This window comes from Ligilactobacillus sp. 110_WCHN (assembly GCF_030518115.1).
Classification (GTDB): domain Bacteria; phylum Bacillota; class Bacilli; order Lactobacillales; family Lactobacillaceae; genus Ligilactobacillus; species Ligilactobacillus aviarius_C.
On the sequence record NZ_JAULLI010000015.1, the window covers coordinates 1 to 24,171 of the forward strand.

The following is a 24,171-nucleotide window of genomic DNA, read 5'->3' on the forward strand; positions in this document are numbered from 1 at the left end:
AATTAAAAAATAGTGGTTAGAGAGGCTGTGACATAAGTCGCAGCCTCTTTGCTATATCCGTAATTGGGGGTCCAAAACAAACGAGCTGCTAGAGGAAGTTCGAGAATCTCCGAATCTTTGCTGTGTGCTTCGTTCGCTTTTCTGCTACTACGCTTATTTTTGTTGCTTTGCTACACCTTCTATATACAGCAATTAGAAATAAACGAATCCAATAAGATTTTGAAAACAAAAAATTGACAGCCGCAGATGGATATAGTCTGTTCTGTGAAAAAATAATTATTGAAATTATTTATAAAACATTAAAATTTTCCCATTTCTTGGGCAAGCCAACCTGAGTTTATGGTAAAATGCTGTCGGTTATATTGGAATTTTATTGAAGTACTAATTATATTTTATAGAAAGTGAAATTTACATATGTCAAAGAAGATGAGCGGTTGGATTATAGGAACTGTTGTTTTTCTTGGAGTTGGTGGGTGTGTCTTAGCACGTTATAATACGAATAGTATGGCACATGTTTTTTATCAACAGATTGTACATTCGAAGACAGATAGTTTGCCAAAAAAGAAAAATAAATCATCACTTAAAACTAAGGTAGAGAAAGATCAGACAAGTTCTTTTAAAAAGGGAGATATCTCTCAATTGTTAAAAGATAAAAGTTACGTAGGCTCTTATGCTACGGTAGCAAATGGCAAAATTTCGCGTACTCACTATGTTGGAAAAGGTACCAAACAGAATCATAATAAATATTATCTAGCAACCGATACGGAAAATATGCTGACTGCAGCTGCAGTGTTACAGCTTGTTGATCAAGGAAAGTTAAAACTATCAACGCCAATCAATAAGTATTATGATTCATTATCAACCTCAGATAAAGTAACAGTTCAAACGTTATTAGACATGACGTCAGGATTATCAAATGATTCGATTCCCAACAATCAATTAATGAACGTATTGAATTGGAATCTTAACCACGTTGAGTTAGGGGCAACGGGTCAATATAATTATCAAGAAGTGAACTATGTATTACTGGAAGGAATCATTTCACAAGTAACGAATCAGTCTTATCAAGATTATATTACCAATACGTTTTTGAAACCATCCAAATTGGGTGAAACTAAGTTTGCTTCGCAGGTTGATGGTAGTAAGATGGCTGCGCCTTATAGCAATGGTCAATTAGCAGATAACTCAACATTGGCTAAGGCAATGAATGGTCAGATGGGGCAGAATCAGTTGGTAGCTACTCCAAAAGACTTATTAAAATTGACTCAGTTCCTAGTCAAAAAATATGGCAATAACCCGAATTTCATCGGGAAACAGCCAAGCGGAAGGTTAATCAGAGACGGTGATATGTATTACGTTTCAGGTAAGATTGTTGGTTACCGAACTGCAATTGCAATTAGTAAGGATGGCAAGCAAGGGATTGTCTTAATGAGCAATGATTCGAACGGGAAAAATGATTTAACCTCGCTTGTTAAAAAAGCATATGCTGATTTGAAATAATTTTTAGGAGGAATTTTGAATGGATGAATCAAGAAATCAACAAGACTCATCAAAGTTTAGTGATTTACAAGAATTTTTAAAAGTTTTACGGAAACGAAAAAAAATAATTGCGTGGGCAACGGTGATCTGTGCGTTTCTAACGCTATTTATTTCATTTTTCATTGTTACTCCTAAATATAGCTCGAGTACAGATATTCTGGTTAATCGTAAAATGAATACCAATCAAGCAGATAATGCTCCCCAGGCACAAATCCAGGCGGACGTGCAAATGATTAGTACCTATAAAGATATCATTACAAGTCCTACCATTTTAAATAGTGTTAGTAAGAAGATGGCAAACGATGGGTATCAGACATCTGCTGGTCAGCTAAAGAAAGAGATTAGTATTAGCAATCAACAAAATTCACAGGTCTTTACAGTAACGGTAAAAACAAATAATCCTGCGCTAGCGGCTGACGCGGCTAATACAATTGCAAATGTATTTAAAGATAAAGTAATCAAGATAATGAACGTTAATAACGTAACAATTTTATCAAAAGCGGTTGAAAACCCTAGACCGGTTTCCCCTAAAGTTTTAGTAAATACCGTTTTGGGTGCTCTGTGTGGAATAATTCTAGGGATCGTTTTGGCGTTTGTGTTTGACGGACTTGATCGCACGATTTCTGATGAAACGTTCATTACAGAAGAATTAGGGCTTAATGAATTAGGAATTATTAGTGAAATTCCAGCAAGCAAGGTTAAGAAGTTAATTTCAACAGGCCACATTGCTTCACGTGGTTCAGGAAAACGGAGGGTTTAGTTAATGGGACTTTTTGATCGGTTTAAAAAGAATAAAACAAAACTTGACGAAGACAGTATGAAGTATGGGGTCGCATTAATTACCCGTGACGATCCAAAATCTGGAATTTCAGAACAGTACCGGACAATTCGGACGAACTTGAAATTCTCATTCCTAGATCCAGACTTCAAGATTTTGGCGGTAATGTCGGCCCTTCCGTCTGAAGGAAAGTCAACGGTCAGTGCGAACTTAGCGGTTACCTGGGCGGAAGAAAAGAAACGGGTGTTGTTAGTTGATGCCGATTTACGGCGGCCAACAGTTCACCGGACTTTTAAAGTATCAAATCGTTATGGCTTATCAAACATCATTACGTCTTCAGCAAGTACGGTTAATGTTTCTGAAATGATTGATAAAACAGAAATTGAAAATCTAGATGTTTTAACAAGTGGACCGACACCGCCGAACCCGGCAGAATTGCTTGGTTCAGAACGGTTAAGCCAATTATTGGATTTCTTAAGAGAAAAATATGACTTCATCATTTTAGATGCCCCGCCAGTTGATACGGTTACTGATGGTCAAATCGTTGCAGCACGGGCGGATGGAGTTGCCTTGGTTACTCCCCAAGGAATTGCAACCAAGGATGCCGTTATGCGGGCAGTTAAACTTCTTCAACGGGTTAACGCCAACATTTTAGGCGTTATCATGAACCGGTTTACTGCTCAAGAAGCAGGCGGCTACTACGGCGGATATTATGGTAACTACTATGGTGGCAGTTATTATGGCACCGACGATTCTTCTTCAAGAAAAGGATCGAAAAAACGAGGTAAAAAATAATGACATTAGTTGATTTGCACTCACATATTTTGCCTGGGGTTGATGATGGTTCACCAGACCTAGAAACATCCTTAGAGTTAGCGCGGGAATCAGTTGCAGATGGGGTAACGCACATGTTGCTGACACCGCACCATATGGATAGTAACTATGTTAACCATAAAAGAGATGTGATTGAGAAGACAAAGGCGTTTCAACAGATTCTTGACCGGGAACAGATTCCGTTAAAAGTTTTTCCAGGGCAAGAGGTTCACTTAACGGAACATTTGATCGAAGCAATCGATCATGATGATATTCTGTATGCCGATGCGGATAATCGCTATATTATGTTGGAGCTTCCGCATACGCATGTCCCGGAATATTTCATGCGGAATATTTTTCCGGAACTGCAGGCTCGCGGAATTACGCCGGTAATTGTTCACCCTGAACGGAATCAAGGAATCCAACGTGATCACCAATTGTTATACGACATGGTGAAGGCTGGCTGTTTGACGCAACTGACAGCGAACAGTTATCTGGACACGTTTGGCGAACAAGTTACCCAGTTAACACAAGAAATTATTGATGCAAATCTTGGCTCAACGTTTTCTTCAGATGTTCATGCATATAAGGGAAGACGAAGCCGAATGAATGCGGCCTATCAAAAATTAGTTGATAATGATCGCGACAAAGCAGTTACATATACTGAAAATGCCAAGGCAATTTTAAACGGCGAAGATGTTCCGATGCCAGGTATTCAAGAAATTCGTACAAAGAAAAAAAGTTTTTGGAACAAACTTTTTAAGAGTAAGAAGTAAAATGAGAGGATGACTATATTCATGAGTAATGTATTAATCACAGGAGGTGCAGGTTTTGTAGGATCAAACCTTGCAGATCGGTTAGTAGCACAGGGGGACAAAGTTACGATCGTTGATGATTTATCGATGGGGTTAGTTGAAAACATTCCGGATTCAGATTTAGTAACATTCTACGAAGAATCAATTACGAATAAGGAATTCATGGAGCACTTATTAGTGAAAAATAAATTTGACTACATTTACTTATTTGCCGGGGTTGCCAGTGTTGCAGATTCAGTTGCACGGCCATATGAAACCCACCAGGTAAACCAAGAAGCAAATGTTTTCCTGTTAGAAGTTATTCGGAAGCGTAAATTACCGGTAAAGAAGATCTTGTTTGCATCTTCAGCAGCGGTTTATGGTGACGATCCGCAACTTCCAAAGACAGAATTATCGCGAATCAAACCATTGACGCCATATGCGATCGATAAGTTTGCGTCAGAACGTTACATGATCGACTATGGCAACTTATATGATCTTCCAACCGTTGCAGTACGGTTCTTCAATATCTTCGGGCCAAAGCAAAATCCATCTTCACCATATTCAGGAGTAATTTCAATTATTACGGATTGCATTCGAGAAGGAAAGACATTCAACCTTTACGGTGATGGTGAGCAGGTCAGGGACTTTGTCTACATCGATGATGTTATCGATGCATTGCTGCTGTTGACCCGAAGCGATAAAGCAGCTGAAGTTCACGGCACATATAACATTGCTGCCGGAAAGAAAACAAGTGTTAATGACATGATTGCAGCATATGAAAAAATCGCGGGCAAGAAACTTGATATTAACCAAGAAGCCGCACGACAAGGCGACATCAAGTACTCATATGCTGATATTAGTAAGTTAGCAGGTCTAGGTTACAAACCGATTTATAACATTGAAACTGGTTTGAAAAAGTATTGGGAATATATCAATAAATAAGAGGAATGTAGAATCGTGAAAAGTAGTGGTGTGCCAAAGGGAATTTCACGTATTCGGCGTGTTAGCCGGGTTCGACCAGTTGAACGTCAAGAATTAAAGAAGAAAAAGGTTGAAGCAACGAAGAAAGTTGCAACCAACTATTCATACGAAGATAAACTTAAAGAACCAATCAGGAGCGACTATTTACCAGTTAAACGGTTGTTTGATATTTTATCAGCTAGCGGATTAATGGTTGTAACTAGTCCAATCGTATTACTCTTTGGAATTTTGGTTAAGTTAGAAACTCCCGGAAGCATGTTTTACAGTCAAGAACGCGTTGGATTAATGGGCAAGCGGTTCAAGGTAACCAAGTTGCGTTCAATGTATACGGATGCTGAAAAGAACAGTGGGGCTGTTTGGGCATCAAAGAACGATTCACGGGTGACAAAGGTCGGAAAGTTTATCCGGAAAACGCGAATCGATGAACTTCCGCAATTATGGAACGTTATCAAGGGTGATATGAGTATGATCGGCCCGCGTCCAGAACGGCCTGAATTGACCGAAAAGTTCAGTAAAGAAGTTAAGGACTTCGAACAACGGTTACGGGTTCTTCCTGGATTGAGCGGTTATGCCCAAGTTCATGGCGGATACGATGTTACTCCTGAAGAAAAGTATAAGTTAGACAAGTACTACATGGATAATATCAGTTTAAAGGAAGACTTAAAGATTATTCTCGAAACAATTCGCGTTGTTTTGACAGGTGATGGAGCAAGATAATGAAAATAGCATATGTAATTACTAAAGGAACATGGGGAGGCGCACAGTCCCATGTATTTAGTTTAATTAAAGATCAGGTTGCTAGAGAAAATGATGTTGAGTTGATTGTTGGTCAATGTGGGAGATTGGTAGACGATGTTATAAAAAATTTCCCACAGGTTAATGTCTATCCAATAGAGACACTAACTAATAATTTAAGGCCAGATAAGGTATTAGTAACGATAAGCAAGATACGAAAAATTCTTAAACAATCAAAACCAGATATTGTTCATTTACATTCGACCGTTGCAGGGACGCTGGGAAGGATTGCTTCGCTTGGATTAAACTTAAAAGTCGTTTTTACGGTCCATGGGAGTTCTTTTACCCCGGGAGTAGGAAGAAAAAGAGAACGCTTTGCTAGAATAGTGGAGCGAATCCTTGTTCCTTTTACTGATAGAATAATTTTTGTTTCAAAGTTTGATCAAAATTTATGGAATACTCAGCTGAAAGGTTTTAAAAAAAGTGACAAAGGAATCGTTATTTATAACGGAGTTGAGGATAAAGGATATTTTCCAAAAGTTCGAAATACTAATATCCTGGAACTTTGTATGGCAGCTAGGTTTTCCCCCCAAAAAAAACAAGAACTATTAATTGATACTATCAATAAAAGTTCGCTTTCCGATAAAATACACATAACTTTTTTAGGTGAAGGAGAACTTCAATCAAAATGTGAAAAACTTGCTCAAAAGAAAAAATCAATTTTTTCTTTTGAGGGAACGGTAAAAGATGTATCGAAATATTATGAAAATGCAGATATTGTAATGCTGATTTCTAACTTTGAAGGATTACCGATATCGTTAATCGAAGCATTACCACTTGGAAAACCAATTATTGCTTCCAATGTTGGCGGAATTCCTGAGATTGTAAGTGCGGACAACGGCTTTTGTGTTGATAATACACAGGAAGCTATAAAGCGTTGCTTAGAAAAAGTAATTAGTAATCCAAAACTATTAGAAAAAATGGGAGAAAATTCCCGTATGTTGTACGAAAAAGATTTTGAAATTCAAAAAATGGTAAGCAAAACCAATAATGTTTACAAGGAATTAATGGGTTAGAACAGAAAGTAGAATTAATGGTATGAGTTTTGATATAGATTTTGTGGTCACGTGGGTAGATGGAAGTGATCCACAACTTATTTCAAAAAAGGAAAGATTTTTGAAAAAAGAGGATAAAGAAAGATTCCGCGATTATGGAATATTTAAGTATTGGTTTAGAGCAGTTGAAAAGTATGCGTCATGGGTGCATAGAATCTATTTAATTACTGATAACCAAATCCCTAGTTGGCTTGATATAAGTTCAGAAAAGATTAGAGTAATTGATCATACAGATATTATTGAAGCAAAGTATTTACCAACTTTTAATTCGAATGTCATTGAGTTAAGCATTAACAATATTTCGGATCTAACAGAACACTTTGTGGTGTTTAATGATGATATCTTTTTAAATGACTATGTAAAGCCAGATGATTTTTTTGATATGCAAACAGGTCTGCCGAAGGACATTGCTGCCCAAAATGCAATTATGCCAATTGAGGATTTTGATCACATAACTGCTAATAATATGATTACCGTCAATAGAAGGTTTAATAAGAAAAACGTTCTTTTAAAGGCTCCTTTTAAGTATTTTAATGTTAAATATGGTTATTGGAACGTTCTAAGCCTGTGCTTGCTTCCATGGCCAAGATTTACGCGATTTGTAGATCCGCATATTCCTTTTTCATTCACAAGAAGTAGCTTTCAAAATTTTATAAGTGAGAATAATGACTATGTAGAACAGACAATGCGTAATAGATTTCGGAGCACAAATGACATATCTATTAATGGAATCCGTTATCAGGAATTAGCATTAGGAAACTTTAAGCCAAGAAGTTATCGATTTGGGAAAAAGTATGATTTAACTCAGCTGCAAAGTATTGAAAAAGACATCAAGAAATGTAAGCATAAGGTTATATGTATAAATGATACTCCTAAAATTAACAATGCTGATTTTAGGATAAGCACAAAAAGATTACAAAAATTATATAGTTTAAAATTCAAAGAAAAATCGGTTTTTGAATTATAGATTGGAGGTGCATTATGCCGCGAGTAGCAAGAATGTTTGTTTTTTCTTTAAAATATACGTTGGTGTGCTTGATGGTTGTTGCATTTCTTTTGTTTTGTAATCATCTTTTTAAGAAAAATAAAAAGCGGGGAGCGCTGCTTAGCCTGATTGTATTAGGAACTGTATCTGCAATTAGTTGTAACTTCTCATCGGACGGTGAAGTTTACTATGTCTTGTACAATGAGGTCCTAAACTATTTTAGTTCCCTGAAAGCAGTCATAACATTCAGGTATCAAAACGCTTTTCAAGCATTATGTTATTTAGTGCAGAAATATATTGGTGGGACGTATACGATATTTTTTGTAACTTCGGTAATTTTTGTTTTAATGACATGGATGATTTTTAAAAAGCGTTCAATGAATCCACGTTATTCAGTTATAATATGGCTCTTAGCGGGCTTTTTTGCCGTATCATGTAATATCTTAAAACAATATATGGCAATGCTAATTATGTTTTTTGCATATTTTGCTTTACAAAGAAAAAGATATTTAAGTTTTGGTGTACTAACTTTTTTGGCAAGTTTATTTCATGTTTCGGCCCTTATTGTCGGAATAATTTTTATTATCGTTCGAAATGTTAAATTTAGTATTAGTAAATTTACTTATTGGGTTGGACTTACTTGTATGCTAGCAATCTTTATCGTTCCTTGTATTGAACTCATAGTAAAAATTCCAATTTTTTCAAAATATGCAATTTATTTAGCAACTTTTCAAAAGGTGCAATTAAGGTTAGTGTTGGGACCATGTATAAATTTAATTTTTTACTTATTTGTTATTTGTCTTTTCTATAGTTCAAAAAGTAAGATTCCAGAGTATATGAATAAGTACTTAACCTTAATAATGGTCGGAATTTGTTTTTCAATTATTGGTATACGTTTTGTATACGTGGCCAGACTATCATATTACTTTTATCAATTTATTTCTTTGCTGTTGGCGGATGGAATAGAAAAGAAAATAATAGACGGAAACAAAAGAATTTATTTAGGAATAACTTTAATTGTATTTTGCTTCTTATTCACGATTTTTTCTGGAGAATTGAGTTATTTCAACTATTCAACGATTTATAATGATTATCCAGTCCCGTTAAGAATATTTATGAGTAGGTAATAATATTGGAAAGTAGAACAAAAAATTCAGTAAAAAATATTATATATGCTGTGGTAGGACAAATTTTTGGGTTATTATCTAGTTTTATATTACGGATTATATTTGTTCATACCTTATCAAAGGACTATTTAGGGATAGATAGTTTATTTACAAGTATCGTTTCAGCTCTTTCACTAACAGAGTTAGGTATAGGATCGGCGATTAATTATAGTTTATATAAACCTTTGGCTGAAAATGATGTCGAGCAGATTAAAGCATTAATGCGACTCTATAAAAGAGCATACATTTTAATTGGTATTGTTGTTTTTGTTATTGGAATGTTACTTATACCAACATTGCCTTTCTTCGTACATAAGGGAAATATTCAGCATCTAGATTTAATTTTTATGTTATTTATTGTAAACAGTTCAATATCTTATTTTTATTCATATAAAAAATCACTAATAGTTGCAGATCAATATAGACATATTACTGTGGTATACACATATGTTTCTTTTGTAATAATGAGTGTTATTCAAGGAGTGCTATTGCTCATTAACAGAAACTATATTGTATATCTCTTGGTGATGATCCTTTTCACGTTTATTCAGAATTTTTTAATTTCAAAAAAGGCAGATAAAATGTATCCGTATTTGTTAGAAAAGGATGCAAAGAAGTTAGATTCCAAAACGTTAAAGTTAATTGCCAAAAATACATATGCAATGAGTTTGCACAAGATTGGCGGGACTGTAGTTACATCAACTGATAACATTGTTATTTCGAAATTTTCTGGAATTGTTGAAGTTGGAAAATATTCAAATTATCAGATGGTGACCAACGCGTTAAATATAGTCTTTGGTCAGATTTTTAATTCAGTAATTGCGAGTGTGGGAAACCTAGGTACGGAAGCCGCTGGAAAGTTAAAAAACAATTTTGAAAAGATATTCTTCCTTAGTTTTTGGTTAATTTCGTTTGTTTCTTGTTGCTTATATATGGTATTTAATCCGTTTATAAAAATATGGGTAGGAAGCGGATTTGTTTTAAAAGAAAGTGTTCTAATTGCAATTGTTCTGAATTTTTACATTTATCAAATGAGAAGACCAGTACTAACTTACCGGGATGCATTGGGGATATACTGGTATGACCGGTTCTTGCCGTTGATTGAAGCGGTTATAAACGTTGGCTTTTCTATAATTTTAGCAAAGCATTTGGGAATTTTAGGAACATTATTGGGAACCATCATAAGTATGACGTGTTTAAATTTATGGATTGAACCGTTAATTTTGTATAAATATGGACTACATTCAAATGTTTTTGAGTATTATAAAATATTTATTAAATATACGGTAACAGCGATAATAAGTGTTGTGATTATTAGGGTTACGTCTATCTTTGTTTTATGGAATATATCAAACATATTATTACAAATAATAATTAATATTATTCTTTGTGTATTCCTTTACAATATGCTGTTTGTAGTCTTCTATCATAAAGATGCTGCCTTTGATTATGCACTGGGGCTTTTAGAAAAAATAGCTCACGGAATCATTAAGGGAAGGAGTTGATGACTTTGGTTGAAAGAATTTTACAAATTTTACCCGGAAGTATGAATATGGGAGGAATTGAATGCTTCCTGATGGAAATGTATGAAAACTTGGACAAATCTTGCTATCAGTTTGATTTTGTGGTTCATTCACCAGAAGAAAATTATTTTGAAGCAGAGATCCAAAAGATGGGTGGAAGAGTTTATCACTTACTTCCGAAGGCTAAACATATTTTTAAGTATAAAAAAGAGCTAGTGAAATTAATGAAGAATTATAATATTATTCATATTCATTCTTCATATGCCTTCTCCTATTTTGAAGCCAAGTGGGCAAAGCAGCTGGGGAAAAAGGTGGTTGTCCATTCGCATAGTTCTAAGCAGCTTGGAAAGAAGCTACTAGTTCATAAACTACTAAAAAAAGGTTTTAACAATAATATTGATGTGAAATGCGCCGTTAGCAAGAAGGCAGCCCAGTTTATGTTTACTAAAAATAGTGATGTTAAATTGGTTTTTGGATTTGATACTGAAAAATTTACTTTTTCAGAGAAAGACCGTGATGACATTAGAAATAAACTTGGGGTAAAATCTAATGAGTATTTGGTAGGGTGTATTGCACGGATGGACGACCAGAAGGACCCACTATATACCAATGAGATATTTAAAAGACTTATAAAAGTTGATGGCATCAGATGTATTTTTGTCGGGGAAGGTAAATATAAAAAAAGCATCATGCAACAAGACCATAAAGATAAAATAATCTTTACGGGGAATGTAAGGGAACCTGAAAAATATTTAAGTGCCTTAGATGCGTATGTGTTACCGACAAAACATGAAGGATTGGGTGCTTCAATTGTTGAGGCAGAAATTAACGGGTTAAAGGTATATACATCCAAGGAAGGAACATTAGAGGAAGTAAAAATAAGCAATAATTTAACAGTTCTAAGTAAGCGGAATATGGAAGATTGGGTAAGGCGGATCTTAGGAGATAGGAAAAAAAAGCCACAACGAACGGTTGATTTCCAAAAGTACGACAACTTCGATATTGTTAAATGCACCAAAGATATGGAAGATATATATAATAGGTGCATTTCCTAGAAAATTTTTTATATGTTAAAATGAAGAGGTCTTCTGGGGATACCTTATTTACGGGGAAAAACCGTAAAGGGGTTTATTGTGTAAAGTAGCATTATCTGAAAGGATGAGATATAAAGCTATTTTCTGTTTTATATAAATAAGCGAAAGAGGCTAGTCATATGAATAATGATGAAAAACTATCACGGGTACAAAGTCACCATCGAGTGCCGAAAAAGAAAAAACACATTGTAAGAAATGTCGTTTTAGGAATTTTAGCAGTCCTAATTATTTTAACCGGCGTATTCGCTTTGATGGCGTTTAATAATTTAAAGGGAACTACTAGTAAAATGTATCAAAAAGCAGGCACAAGTGATTCACGGAATGCTTCGTCGTTGCTTGCTCAAAAGAAGCCCGTTTCAATTTTAATTCTTGGGACTGATACGGGTGCTTTAGGCCGAAGTTATAAGGGTCGGACAGATACGATGATGATTATGACTTTAAATCCGAAAAAGCATCAAACAACGTTGGTAAGTATTCCGCGTGATATGGAAGTTAACTTCCCTGACTTCCCACAGTATTCACCAGCCAAGATTAACTCAGCTTATACATATGGTGGCGTAAAGGAAGCCATCAAGACGGTTGAAAACCACTTTAATATTCCAATTGACTACTATATTTTGATTAATATGGGTGGTCTTGAAAAAGCCATTAACGATGTTGGCGGAGTAACCGTAACTTCACCATTGACCTTTAGTTATGGTGGCTCAAGCTTTACCAAGGGTCAAGCAGAACACATGAATGGGAAGACTGCCTTGAATTTCGCCCGGATGCGGCACCAAGATCCAATGGGTGATTATGGTCGGCAAGAACGTCAACGTCTAGTAATTACCGCATTGATGAAGAAGTCAATCTCACCATCAACAGTATTGAATAAAGACTTCCTTGATTTGATTTCTGCTCAAGTTAAGACTGACTTAACGTTAAGCGATATGAAGAAACTTGCATTCTCATATCGTGGAACATCAAAGAATGTTGAAAGCACATACGCTCAAGGATCAAATCAAACCCTTGATGGGATTGATTTCCAGGTTGTTTCTGTTCAAGAACGGCAACACATTTCTGACATTATTCGGAAATCATTAGGATTGAAACCATCAACGATTCAAACAGAATAAGATAGATACTGGAAGTTAGAAGCTTTATCTTGTGACGGAGATGAAGCTTTTTTATTTATTATTATTGAAAGTGATAACAGGGTATTTTTGGATTGAAAAATCTTAATGTTTTCTTTGCAATTACTTTATATTTATGAAAAGTTTTTTTCTCATAATCCCCTAATGTAGTCGTTTATATATTAAGGAGTGAAGTGTATGAAAAAAATACATAAATTTGGTGCCCTGTTTTTGACAGGGCTGATGCTTATTACAGCCCTTATTACCTCGATGGGGGGGGTAGGTGCTAGTACTGTCAACATTAGCGGATTAGATGCTGGTAGCGCAATTGTTACCGACGATACAGGAAAGATTGTTACGGGTCAAAACGATTTGAGTAAATTCCGTGCGTACACGGTTAAGTATCAAGGAAGTATCCCAGATTCAACTCAAATTAATAATGGAGACACAGCCATTTTTACTGTACCTAATAATGTCCAGATTGCAACTGACCAGAGTTGCAATGTATATGATCAGAACGGTAATATTGCAGGAACCGCATCTATTCAGGCCGGTTCACATACTGGTGTTATTACATTTAATAACGATCTCCATGGAAAGTTAAGTCGAACAATCAGTCTTAGCATTGGAACGATTGGAACAACAACGACAACAACCAATAACTCCAATGTTCCAGGACAAGGCTCCGGTAATACTCCAAGTGGAGATAATAATCCAGGCGCGTTGGCCACGGCTATCAACAAGGTCGGTTGGTTTGATAAAACAAATCCCGATATTATTCATTGGGATATTGTAGCTAATATCCATAATGCGAACCTAACTAATCCTGTTATTACCGATAACATGGGACCGGGAATGGAATTGGTCCCAGGCTCAGTTAAAGTTCAGGAAGGATATTACGTTAACGGGGCATTTACAGGTGCAATTGACGCCCCCAACCCACAGGTCACAACTAATGGGTCTGAAATGAAGATTAGTCTTCCAAGTACTAATCTGGCAATCCATGTTTCTTATGAAGCCAAGATTACCAATACGAATGAGAGTCAATATTCGAATAAAGCAACGATTTCAGCTGCTAATTTGACTCAAACCGGAACGGATTCAGCAACGCTGCCAGGAACGCTTAAGGGCGATGTTACCTATAAGCAAGGTGGAATTAATGTAATGAAAGTGGACGCCAATACTAATAAGCCTCTTGCAGGGGCTAAGTTTGCCTTATTTACAAAAGGACATGAGTCAGTTGGAGAAGCTACAACAGGTGCTGACGGAATCGCACACTTCACGGGATTGGATGCTGGTGATTACTATTTAAAGGAAATCGTTGCACCCAAGGGATATCATATCAATAATAAGTTATACCTGGTAAACGTTCCAGATACGAAGACGACTGTAAAGATTTCAGTTCCAGATACAATTGAAACTTCAAGCAGCAAGAGTTTATCAAGCTCAAAGAGTTTGAGTAGCTCAAGTAGTAAGAGCTCATCGAGCTCAAAGGGTTTAAGTAGCTCAAGCAGCAAGAGTACATCAAGCTCAAAGAGTTTAAGCAGTTTAAGTAGCAAGAGCTCATCAAGTTCAAAGAGTTTAAGCGGTTCAAGCAGCAAGGGTACATCAAATTCAAAGAGCTTAAGCAGTAAGTCAATTTCAAATCACAAACAACCTGTAAAATATATTTCAAACTCGCGCCAACAGACAAGTAAGAGTTTTACAAAAGAAAGTAGCAAGACAGCAGGTAGTAACAAACACCAAGGCAAAATGCCGCAAACGGGTGAAGAAGCACTATCAGCTGTCGCAGTTCTCGGAGCCCTGTTGATTGTTTCGGGAATTATAATTTTTGAAAAGAAGAAAAATTAGTTCATAAAAGTAAAAGTCTTAAGGTCAAATGAAAAGTTGGCCTTAAGGCTTTTTTGAGTACTGTAAGTGTTGGTTCTAAAATGGAAAACTCCAAGCGGGGAACTTGGAGCTGTGAGTAAGTTAAATTGTTAGAAATAAGGGGGTTACCCCCCTCCATCCAATAATATATACCCTTTTAAATGGTTAGACAATATAAAATATTAGGTTAAATTTTTAACTTCTGAACAACAAATTATAATTTATAAAGATTGATGGGTAAGATGTTTTAATTAGTGGCTTTATAAAATATTCCTACCTGAATTATCGGTATGTTAATTGATTGGTTTAATGGACATCTTATGGTTTATTTATAAGTTTATAACTAAACATGGGAGTTTTTTTAAAGGTAAAGGTTTGGTAGTAATAAGAGACTGGTTTATAATTACCATATGATTGTGAGAAAAATAAATAAGAGAGAGGTATTTCGATGAAGAAAATAAGTAAAGAAAAACGCGAAATGGTTATTCGCCGGACTTTGTACTTCGGATTACCTTTGATCATTATGGCGATTATCTATGCAATATTGCATGTGTATCCCTTTGGCAAGCTTTCATTGTTAACGTATGACATGGGGGAACAATACGTTGACTTTTTTGCGTTTTATAAGGATACACTGTTGCATCATCCAAGCCAGTTATTGTATTCATTTACAAATGGAATTGGTGGCGAAACATTAGGATTATGGGCCTATTATTTATTGAGTCCATTTAACTTGATTTTGCTATTCTTCCCGAAGAGCATGCTGCCGGTTGGAATAATGATAATGACGCTGATCAAATACGGGTGTGCCGGCTTAGCGCTTGGCTATTGCTTAGAAAAGATGCACTGGACAGATCAAAAATGGATTCCGGCTGCAACGGTTTGCTACGCTTTGATGGGCTGGATTTTAGCTAATGAATTTAACATCATGTGGCTTGACGTTTTAGTTCTTTTACCGTTCATTTTATACGGAATTGAAAAGATTTTTGATGAAGACCGGTCATTTTACTATACGATTTTCTTAGCATTAACGCTGTTTATTAACTTCTATATGGGATACATGGTCTGCATTTTTGTAGTTTTGTATTTCATTTGGACAGCTGTTCGCAAGTGGCAAAACTGGAAAACGCTTGGAAAGAAAGCAGCCCGGTTCAGTATCAGTTCGATTTTAGCGGCCGGATCCGTTGCCTTTCTGCTTTTACCAACCTATTTTGATATTACCAAGAGTAAAGGGGTTTATACCCAACAAACGATTCAATCCGTGATTGAATATCAACCATGGAAGATGTTCAGCAAATTCATGATTGGAACGGTCAATGATAATCAAATTCAAAACGGTTTTCCTAATCTGTTTGTTGGCGCCTTGATTATCGGCGGTTTTATTTTGTACTTCTTAGCAAAGAAGATTCCGTGGAGAGAAAAAATCACGGCAGGGTTAGTCTGTGTCTTCATGTTCTTTGCAATGTGCTGGCAACCGCTTGACTTGGTATGGCATGCTTTCCAATATCCGGTATATTATCCATACCGGTTTAGTTACTTAGTAAGTACGTGGATGATTTTACTTGCTTTGCGAGGATTCGCGAAGATTAGAAAGCCGAAAATTTATCAGCTAGCAATTACGTTTATCATTCCAGTGATTTGCTGGATTGTTATCTTTATTAATCGGAAGAAGTTCAACTTCTTGACGGTTCCGAATGCGATTGCAACCTTAGTATTCTGGATCGTAATTTTTGGAATTATGACCTGGATGTTAATGGGCTGGAATAAGCGAATCAAGAAGTTTAACTTGCAGATGCTGGCTTCAGGTTTGATGCTTGTTTTGATTGCGGCTGAATGCGGAATGAATGGTTATCAAACGATTAAGAATATTCCGGGCGCCAACGAAGTTAGCTATACGAATTTTGTAGCCAACCTCGACCGTGATATTGCATGGATCAATAATCAGGATAACGAGCATACGTTCTACCGGATCGGCAAGACTTTCCAACGCAGTGAAAATGATTCGCTGAATGCTGGATATCGCGGATTGTCAGGATTTACTTCAACGCAAAATGCGGCAGTTACAAGTTTCATGAATTCAATGGGACAGCCGAACTACCTTGGAAAGGAAAATTACATGGAAGGAACGTTACTGACCGACTCAGTCATGGGAGCTAAGTACTTCCTTGCACCAACCGATCAGTTTGATAACTTAGTTAAAAATAACAACTGGGTTACACCGGCAACCTCATACCGGCCGGATATTTCGTTCTATGGTCCGGTCAAACGAATCAATGGGGTAACGATTTATCAGAATCCGTTGGCATTATCAGTCGGGTTTGCAACCACAAAGGATGTTTTGTCATCGAAGAATAATTTCCCATCAAGTGATTTTACGGCGGATAACCAAAGCTATCTGTTGAACACGATTGCGGGAACTCATCGGCAATACTTTGATAAGGTTGGCTATCATACTAAGATGACTAACTGCACATTAGATGGTGGAGCTAACGGTAATTTGATCACCACTGATCCGAACCAACCATCAACTTATGAGATTCAGCTGAAAAATGTCGGCGCTGAACCATATTACATTCAGTTAACAACTGGAATTGTTTGGAACTCATCGATTACGATCAACGGCAATAGTATGCCAGGAATGGGGAATGGCTCGCAACCAACGTTATTTAACGTTTCAGCCAACACTCCTGGACAAGATGTTACGATTGATATTAATCCAAATAACGGCAAGACGATCTATTTGAACGATCTTGAGGTTTATAAATTTAACCTTTCAGCATTTGAAAAGACGATCTATTCTGTGATGAATAATCAATGGAACCTGACCCATAATGGCCGGTTGCAATTACGAGGCGACATTGATATTCCGCATGATAAAGACGTGATGATGACCACGATTCCATTTAACAAAGGGTGGAGCGCCAAGGTTGATGGGCAAAAAGTTAAACCGCGGGAAGCCTTTGGAACGTTCTTAGCAATTCCAATGACTCCGGGACGGCACCATGTAACCTTGTCGTTCTGGCCACCGCTATTAACCCTTGGAATCATTGTAACTTTGATCACCTGGGCAATTTTAGTGCTGTGCTGGCGGTATGAAAAGAAGAAATAAAAGAAACGCTGTGATTTGAATCACAGCGTTTTTTATTTACAGAAAACAAATTATTATTTGGATGCAGATTGTAAAATAATAGCGTAAAAACTATTATTTTCTGCTTTACTAAAAAAATCCAACATGATAGTATCTAGGTGAAGAGTTAAAGCTCTTTATAGGCAACTAGAGTGTCTATTGTGTGTTATCATAATAAATTCGACTCGACTAATATATTTAATTATATTACGTTTTTATTATGGCACTATGTCGGTTTTAAATGTCATCCGGTAGTCGAGGAAAACATTTATTTTTTTTACTTAAAATCGAATTGCAGGTATTTATTGTGCTAAAACAATGTATCAAATCATGTAAAAAATTAATTAATTATACCTTTATTTTAACGTTAGGTTACAAGGGAAAGTTAACAATTAAACAAATAAAATTTGATTGTTACTCCTTTCCTCATTTGTTTGGCATTCATAAATTAAATGATTTAAATAATAAAACGAGACGCAAAATCAAAAAAGAAATTAACAGCTTAAAATTGAGCGATAAAAGTATTCGAATTATTGAAAATAGTAATTTTTATTCTCAAATATCTGATCGTTTGGAAATTTTAAGTAGAATGATGGATATCTTTAATGATGAAACCATCAAAGTCCACTTTCATTCTAATAAACACACAGGTGCTAGAACGAAAATTAACTGGGATTATTTAATTAATTTTGAATTAAACAACCAAAATGGATATATCTTTTTTGTTTGCGATAAAAATGTCAAAGATAATCTTGTATGTAATTCTTTATTTTTTAACGAGACGACAAAGTATGAAGCTGGCCAAAAAAGATATGCAATATTGAAGATTGAGTTGATTGACGAGAAGAGCCGTAGAACCTTGCTGTATAAGAAAAAAGGGCTTAATTAACATTTTCATACCAACTTAAAAAGTACTTTTATTTTTCAAACGAAGATTTTTGACTAAATTATGCATTTAAAAAATTAACTTTGAAACCGCTTTATTTTACAATGGAAGTATCTTATTAATAAAGAAGGTTTTTGAATGCTTTATCCAGAATCAAATGAATGCCGGATGGTAACCAGTCTTGATGGCTTTTGGAATTTCAAGGTTGAAGATCAGCCGATCGATCCCGCCCAACCGTTGTCGAACCCGATCACGATGGCTGTGCCGGCATCGTTTAATGATCAGGTGATCGATCACCAAATTCGTAATCATGACGGCTATTTTTGGTATCAAACAACGTTTAATGTTTCAAAAATGCAACTGGCGCAACGCAATGTTTTGCGGTTTGGCTCGGTTACTCACGAAGCAACGGTTTATGTGAACGGCAAGCAAGTCGGTTATCATCAGGGCGGATTTACGCCATTTGAAATTGAACTTGATGGGCATATTCATCTCGGCGAAAACGACCTTAAAGTCCGGGTTTCGAACCTATTAAGCAATAAGACGATTCCGGTTGGAAAGCTGACGGAAGAAAATGGAAATTACCATGTGGACCCGAATTTTGATTTCTTTAACTATGCTGGAATCCACCGCCCCGTTAAACTTTATACAACGTCACGAACGGCTCACATTGACGAAATCGTTGTTAAGTACGATACGGATCTAAAGCAGACAACTATTAACCCGGAAGTGAAGGTTACCGGAGATTTTGATCAGGTGGTTGCTGAAATTCTGGATGAAGACGGAAAACAGGTTGAACAGGTTCAGGGAAGTTCGTTGAACGAAATTCAAAAAATAGTAATCAGCGATACGCACTTATGGCAACCAATGAACGCTTACTTGTATCGCCTAAAAATCAGCTTGTTGGTTGAAGACGAGGTGATCGATACGTACACCCAAGAATTTGGGGTTCGAAAAGTCGAAGTCAAAGATGCGGGCGTATATATTAACGACCAACCAATTTACCTTAAAGGATTTGGGCGGCATGAAGATTTCCCAATCATTGGTAAAGGAATGAAACCATGATCATCAGACAATGAAATGGATGCATGCGAATGCTTTTCGGACGTCACACTATCCATACTCCGAAGAAGAAATGCAGCTTGCAGATCGCGACGGCTTTTTAGTGATCGATGAAGTCCCGGCAGTCGGATTGTATGCTGGCTTCTCGGTTTCAATGATGGGGCAGAAAGCAGCGAATACTTGGAAAACAATGCAAACAATGGATGCCCATAAACAGGTTATCCAAGAAACGATCACGCGTGATCAGAACCATCCATCAGTTATTATGTGGTCGGTTGCCAATGAACCGGCAAGCCAGCAAGAAGGCGTGCATGAATACTTTAAGGAGATTACCGACTACACCCGGCAATTGGATTGGCAACATCTTCCGTTGGTGGCACCAAAAATTGCATCAGCAACGGTTGACGTTGATTTAACGGGCGACTTGTTTGATGTGATTGCATTAAACCGGTATTACGGCTGGTACATCGATTTTAATGATTTAGGTCAAGCCAAATCAGACCTGATGACTGAACTTCAAAAATGGCATCAAAAATTCCCAGATAAACCGATCCTCTTTACAGAGTTTGGGGCTGATACGCTAAGCGGAATGCATTCAATTAACCGGGAACCATATTCGGAAGAATACCAGCATGATTATTACCAGATGAACTTTGATGTTTTTGATCAATGTGATTTTGTTTGCGGTGAATTGTTATGGAATTTTGCGGACTTTGCAACGCCGGCTGGATTGATCCGGGTCAACGGTAATAAGAAGGGCGTCTTTACTCGCGACCGGCAGCCCAAACAAATCGTATATGATTTAAAGAAACGCTGGGAGAATAAATAGCTTAGAGATTTAAAATTTAAAGACGAGGTTGTGATTGAAGATCCAACCTCGTCTTTTTCTCATAAAAATAGCGACAATTATCCGTGATTTTATAAAAAATTAATATTTCGGCAACGATTAATCAGGAATTTCCTAAAAAATGTAAAAGAAAAATTCTCTATTTTGAAGAATATTATCAACTAAAAACGAACTATGTAAAATGATATTGCTTTTATAATTTGCATTTTACTATAATAAAAATGACGAAACTGAGAAAAGAGGGATTTAAATGAAGAAGATCAAGAAAGTTTTGCTTTCACTTCTTGCAATTTTAGGATTAATAACGATGACCGCCGCTTCAAGCGTTCACGCTGATGGCGACTATACTCCCAAGCATTTAACCGTGGAATTCGTTCCATCATCAAATGCGCAAAAGATGTCGGCGCGCGTCAAACCGCTTGCTAAGTTATTGGAACAACAATTACACATTCCAGTAACGGTTACCGTGTCAACGAACTACAATACGATCGTTGAAGCCATGGGTTCGAAGAAGGTTGATGTTGGTTTCTTGCCACCAGATGCTTACGTTCAAGCCCACAAACAATATGGCGTTAAGGTTCTTTTACAAGCTCAACGGTTTGGTTACAAGGAACCTGATGATCAACAAACGAATCAACTTGTAAATTACTACCGGGCTCAAATCGTTGTTCGGAAAGGCAGCGAAATCAAGAACCTTAAGGATTTGAAAGGCAAGAAGATCGCGGTTCAAGATACAACTTCAAGTTCAGGCTGGGTCTCCCCAGTTGCTTGCATGGAAGAACACGGGATCAACATTAACAAGGATCACATCCAAACCGTTCAAGTTAAGGGTTACGATCAAGCTGTAATGTCAGTTTATAACGGCAATACCGATGCCGCCTTCATTTTCCAAGGCGCACGGAATCTTGTAAAGAAGGACGCTCCAGACGTTATGCAAAAGGTTGTTCCAATTTACACGACCCCAAAGATTCCAAACGATACAATTTCAGTTCGCGGCGATATGAGTCCGGCATTCCAAAAGAAATTGATCAAGGCTTTCCAAAACATTGCTAAGTCAAAGAAGGGCCACGCAATTATTTCAAGTGTTTACCAACACGAAGGATATGTTCCAGCAAAGGACAGCAACTTTAATACTGTTCGGAAATATGACAAGATCGTTCAAAAGATCAATCAGTAATTGGAAAGGTTGAACATTTTTTATGGAAGAACCGTTAATCGATATTCGAAATGTCAGCAAGGTGTATGACAGTGGAACTGTTGGCCTGAAAAACATTAATTTAACAATTAAAAAAGGTGAATTTGTGGTCGTTGTTGGGTTATCAGGGGCTGGTAAGAGTACGTTGTTACGGACGATCAACCGGATGCACGATGTTACGGACGGCGATATTTTGATCGAGGGGAAGTCGATCATTCACTACAAGGGAAAGGAACTGCGGAAGTTACGACGGAAAATCGGGATGATCTTCCAAAACTTTAATTTGGTAAAACGGTCATCCGTCCAACGCAATGTTTTATCCGGAAGAGTTGGCTACTATTCAACGCTGAAGTCCGTTCTGGGGCTTTTTTCAAAGGAAGATAAGCAAAAAGCAGTTGATGCGTTGAAACAGGTTAAAATGGCCGATAAGATCTATTCCCGGGCTGATGAACTTTCTGGTGGTCAGCAACAACGGGTTGCCATTGCACGGGCATTGATGCAAGACCCGAAAATCATGTTAGCCGACGAACCGATTGCTTCGCTTGACCCATTGACAACGAAAGCTGTAATGGATGAATTGAAGGAACTTAACCGGAAACTTGGAATTACGGTAATTGTCAACTTGCACTCCGTTCCACTGGCAATGCAATACGCTGATCGAATTGTCGGTTTGCGGGCAGGCCAGTTAGTTTACGATAAGCCGATTGAAGAAGTTCAAGAAGCAGACTTTGATTCGATTTATGAAGGAGCGGCAAAGCAAAATGAATGAAGTACCGAAAAGAACGTTTGCGCAGCGGTTCCATCTTAAGTCCGTTGCATGGTCGGTCTTGTTTATCGTCCTGCTCTGCGGTTCAGCGGCGTTAACAGGAGTTAATTGGGGAGAATTTTTCAGTAATATTGGTCAATTCTTCAGTTTGATCGGGAAGATGGCGCACCCGGATTGGAAATATGTTCAAATCGTGATTCAACCTGTAATCCAAACGTTGCAGATGGCGATCGTCGGAACAACGATTGGGACGTTGGTTGCAGTGCCATTTTCAGTCGTTGCAGCGCGTAACCTGGTTAAAAATCCAGTGATCCGCGGAATAATTCGCTTTATCTTGAACCTTGTTCGGACGTTGCCTGATTTATTATTAGCAGCCATCATGGTTGCAATCGTTGGAATCGGGCCAAGCGCAGGGGTTTGGACATTGGCAATCTTCTCATTCGGGATGATTTCCAAGCTGTTTTATGAATCGATCGAAACGATTGACAATGGCCAGCTCGAAGCTTTACGAGCAGCCGGAGCCAATTATTTCCAGATTATCGTGTTTGCCGTTTTGCCTCAGGTAATTGAAAACTTTATCAGTTACTTCCTTTACACGTTTGAAATCAACGTGCGGGCATCAACGGTTTTAGGATATTTAGGTGCCGGCGGGATCGGAATGCTGTTGCAGCAGTCATTGGATTCCTTTGATTACAGTCAAACGGCGGTTATTATCATTGCAACGTTAATTGTTGTTCTGGTAATTGATGGATTAAGTAATTATTTACGGGAGAAATTGGATTAAATGGTTAAAGCATCGAAAAATAAAAAATATGGTTGGATATTCTGGGGGGTTTTAATCATTGCAGTGTATGTGTGGGCAATTCTTGGAATGAACTTGTCTGGAATCCAATCATCAGCAGTTGAAGTTACAAAATCAATCTTTAATGGAATTTGCCATCCGGATTGGCATTATGTCTATAACGGCAGCGGCGAAGACTTAGTATCACTAATCATTCAAACATTAGCGATTGCGTTTCTTGGGACATTTGTTTCAGCGTTCTTGAGTGTGCCGTTCGCTTTCTTGGCCGCCCGGTCATCAAAGCATCTTCAAGTTCGGTCAAAAATTGGAAAGTTTATTCTGGTATTTATCCGGACATTTCCGGAAATCGTGCTTGCGATCATGTTCATCAAAGCGGTTGGCCCAGGGGCCTTTGCCGGGGTGTTAGCCGTTTCGATCCACTCGATCGGGATGCTGGGAAAGCTCTTTAGTGAATCATTGGAAAACATGGATCACGGGGCTGAAGAAGCAATTTTATCTGTTGGCGGAACGAAAAGTGATGCGCTTTTCTTAGCAACGTTGCCGGATATTATGCCACAGTTCCTGTCATACACTTTGTACCGGTTTGAAATTGCGGTTCGTTCGGCTTCAATCTTAGGAATGGTTGGCGCTGGCGGAATTGGGACGCCATTGTTGTTCGCAATTCAAACCCGGACATGGAGCCGGGTCGGCATCATCCTTTTGGGAATCGTTGTGACGGTTACGGTAATCGATTGGATTTCTGGAACTTTGAGAAGAAAACTTGGTTAAAAATCGAAGGTGTGACAAAACAGTCAAAACGAGCGTGGTGGAAGCAGAAAAGCGAACGAATCGCGTAGCATAGATTCGGAGGTTTGCGTCCTTCCACTAGCTTCGCGTCGCAGCTCGTTTGTTTTGGAACCCGATTATGCGGATATTATAAGGAGGCGGGACATGTGTCCAGCCTCTTTATTTTGTTATCACTGTTTTTTTATGTCTTTAC

General features: G+C 37.4%; 21 protein-coding genes. All 21 read left to right on the plus strand.

The features are described 5' to 3' along the window. Positions 1-414: 414 nt before the first annotated feature. The 21 genes from Q3C15_RS06140 to phnE (Q3C15_RS06240) all read left to right on the plus strand — a co-directional run bounded on the left by Q3C15_RS06140 (position 415) and on the right by phnE (Q3C15_RS06240) (position 23,960). Positions 415-1,500 carry a serine hydrolase gene (locus Q3C15_RS06140; RefSeq protein WP_302704657.1) on the plus strand — a complete coding sequence of 362 codons (1,086 nt, stop codon included), beginning with the start codon at positions 415-417 and terminating at the stop codon, positions 1,498-1,500. A 19-nt stretch (positions 1,501-1,519) separates the two neighbouring features. Then, entirely contained in the window at positions 1,520-2,299 is a 780-nt protein-coding gene (locus Q3C15_RS06145; RefSeq protein WP_283600952.1) for a YveK family protein, read from the plus strand. A 3-nt stretch (positions 2,300-2,302) separates the two neighbouring features. Then, positions 2,303-3,112 (plus strand): CpsD/CapB family tyrosine-protein kinase, encoded by an 810-nt coding sequence (locus Q3C15_RS06150; protein WP_302704658.1) that lies wholly within the window; start codon positions 2,303-2,305, stop codon positions 3,110-3,112. Next, entirely contained in the window at positions 3,112-3,906 is a 795-nt protein-coding gene (locus Q3C15_RS06155; protein ID WP_302704659.1) for a tyrosine-protein phosphatase, read from the plus strand. Before Q3C15_RS06150 ends, Q3C15_RS06155 begins: the two co-directional genes overlap by 1 nt. Positions 3,907-3,927: 21 nt before the next feature. Beyond that, on the plus strand, positions 3,928-4,869 hold the full coding sequence (locus Q3C15_RS06160; RefSeq protein ID WP_302704660.1) for an NAD-dependent epimerase/dehydratase family protein: 942 nt from the start codon (positions 3,928-3,930) through the stop codon (positions 4,867-4,869). Between the two features lie 168 nt (positions 4,870-5,037). Next, positions 5,038-5,625: a sugar transferase gene (locus Q3C15_RS06165; protein ID WP_302704682.1), complete on the plus strand. Its 588-nt coding sequence runs from the start codon at positions 5,038-5,040 to the stop codon at positions 5,623-5,625. Next, on the plus strand, positions 5,625-6,719 hold the full coding sequence (locus Q3C15_RS06170; RefSeq protein ID WP_302704661.1) for a glycosyltransferase family 4 protein: 1,095 nt from the start codon (positions 5,625-5,627) through the stop codon (positions 6,717-6,719). Before Q3C15_RS06165 ends, Q3C15_RS06170 begins: the two co-directional genes overlap by 1 nt. A 22-nt stretch (positions 6,720-6,741) precedes the next feature. Then, a complete protein-coding gene (locus Q3C15_RS06175) occupies positions 6,742-7,725 on the plus strand; it encodes a Stealth CR1 domain-containing protein (protein WP_283600946.1) in 984 nt (327 codons plus the stop codon). Between the two features lie 14 nt (positions 7,726-7,739). Next, on the plus strand, positions 7,740-8,870 hold the full coding sequence (locus Q3C15_RS06180; protein WP_283600945.1) for an EpsG family protein: 1,131 nt from the start codon (positions 7,740-7,742) through the stop codon (positions 8,868-8,870). Between the two features lie 5 nt (positions 8,871-8,875). After that, on the plus strand, positions 8,876-10,414 hold the full coding sequence (locus Q3C15_RS06185; protein WP_283600944.1) for a lipopolysaccharide biosynthesis protein: 1,539 nt from the start codon (positions 8,876-8,878) through the stop codon (positions 10,412-10,414). Positions 10,415-10,419: 5 nt separating this feature from the next. Further along, positions 10,420-11,487, plus strand: a complete 1,068-nt coding sequence (locus Q3C15_RS06190) for a glycosyltransferase (protein ID WP_283600943.1) — start codon at positions 10,420-10,422, stop codon at positions 11,485-11,487. A gap of 158 nt (positions 11,488-11,645) precedes the next feature. Further along, entirely contained in the window at positions 11,646-12,641 is a 996-nt protein-coding gene (locus Q3C15_RS06195; RefSeq protein WP_302704662.1) for an LCP family protein, read from the plus strand. Between the two features lie 195 nt (positions 12,642-12,836). Next, positions 12,837-14,489, plus strand: a complete 1,653-nt coding sequence (locus Q3C15_RS06200) for an LPXTG cell wall anchor domain-containing protein (protein WP_302704663.1) — start codon at positions 12,837-12,839, stop codon at positions 14,487-14,489. 466 nt (positions 14,490-14,955) lie between these two features. Further along, a complete protein-coding gene (locus Q3C15_RS06205; RefSeq protein ID WP_302704664.1) occupies positions 14,956-17,616 on the plus strand; it encodes a YfhO family protein in 2,661 nt (886 codons plus the stop codon). Positions 17,617-17,875: 259 nt separating this feature from the next. Further along, complete coding sequence (locus Q3C15_RS06210) at positions 17,876-18,523, plus strand: PBECR4 domain-containing protein (RefSeq protein WP_302704665.1); 648 nt, start codon at positions 17,876-17,878, stop codon at positions 18,521-18,523. A gap of 135 nt (positions 18,524-18,658) precedes the next feature. After that, complete coding sequence (locus Q3C15_RS06215) at positions 18,659-19,585, plus strand: sugar-binding domain-containing protein (protein WP_302704666.1); 927 nt, start codon at positions 18,659-18,661, stop codon at positions 19,583-19,585. A 10-nt stretch (positions 19,586-19,595) separates the two neighbouring features. After that, positions 19,596-20,411 (plus strand): glycoside hydrolase family 2 TIM barrel-domain containing protein, encoded by an 816-nt coding sequence (locus Q3C15_RS06220; RefSeq protein WP_302704667.1) that lies wholly within the window; start codon positions 19,596-19,598, stop codon positions 20,409-20,411. 268 nt (positions 20,412-20,679) lie between these two features. Then, positions 20,680-21,606: a phosphate/phosphite/phosphonate ABC transporter substrate-binding protein gene (locus Q3C15_RS06225; RefSeq protein ID WP_302704668.1), complete on the plus strand. Its 927-nt coding sequence runs from the start codon at positions 20,680-20,682 to the stop codon at positions 21,604-21,606. A gap of 22 nt (positions 21,607-21,628) precedes the next feature. Beyond that, positions 21,629-22,393 (plus strand): phosphonate ABC transporter ATP-binding protein, encoded by a 765-nt coding sequence (phnC, locus tag Q3C15_RS06230; RefSeq protein ID WP_057827030.1) that lies wholly within the window; start codon positions 21,629-21,631, stop codon positions 22,391-22,393. Next, positions 22,386-23,174, plus strand: coding sequence for a phosphonate ABC transporter, permease protein PhnE (gene phnE, locus Q3C15_RS06235; protein ID WP_283580449.1), 789 nt, complete (start codon positions 22,386-22,388; stop codon positions 23,172-23,174). Before phnC ends, phnE (Q3C15_RS06235) begins: the two co-directional genes overlap by 8 nt. Next, on the plus strand, positions 23,175-23,960 hold the full coding sequence (gene phnE / locus Q3C15_RS06240) for a phosphonate ABC transporter, permease protein PhnE (protein ID WP_302704669.1): 786 nt from the start codon (positions 23,175-23,177) through the stop codon (positions 23,958-23,960). The last annotated feature ends 211 nt before the right edge of the window (positions 23,961-24,171 follow it).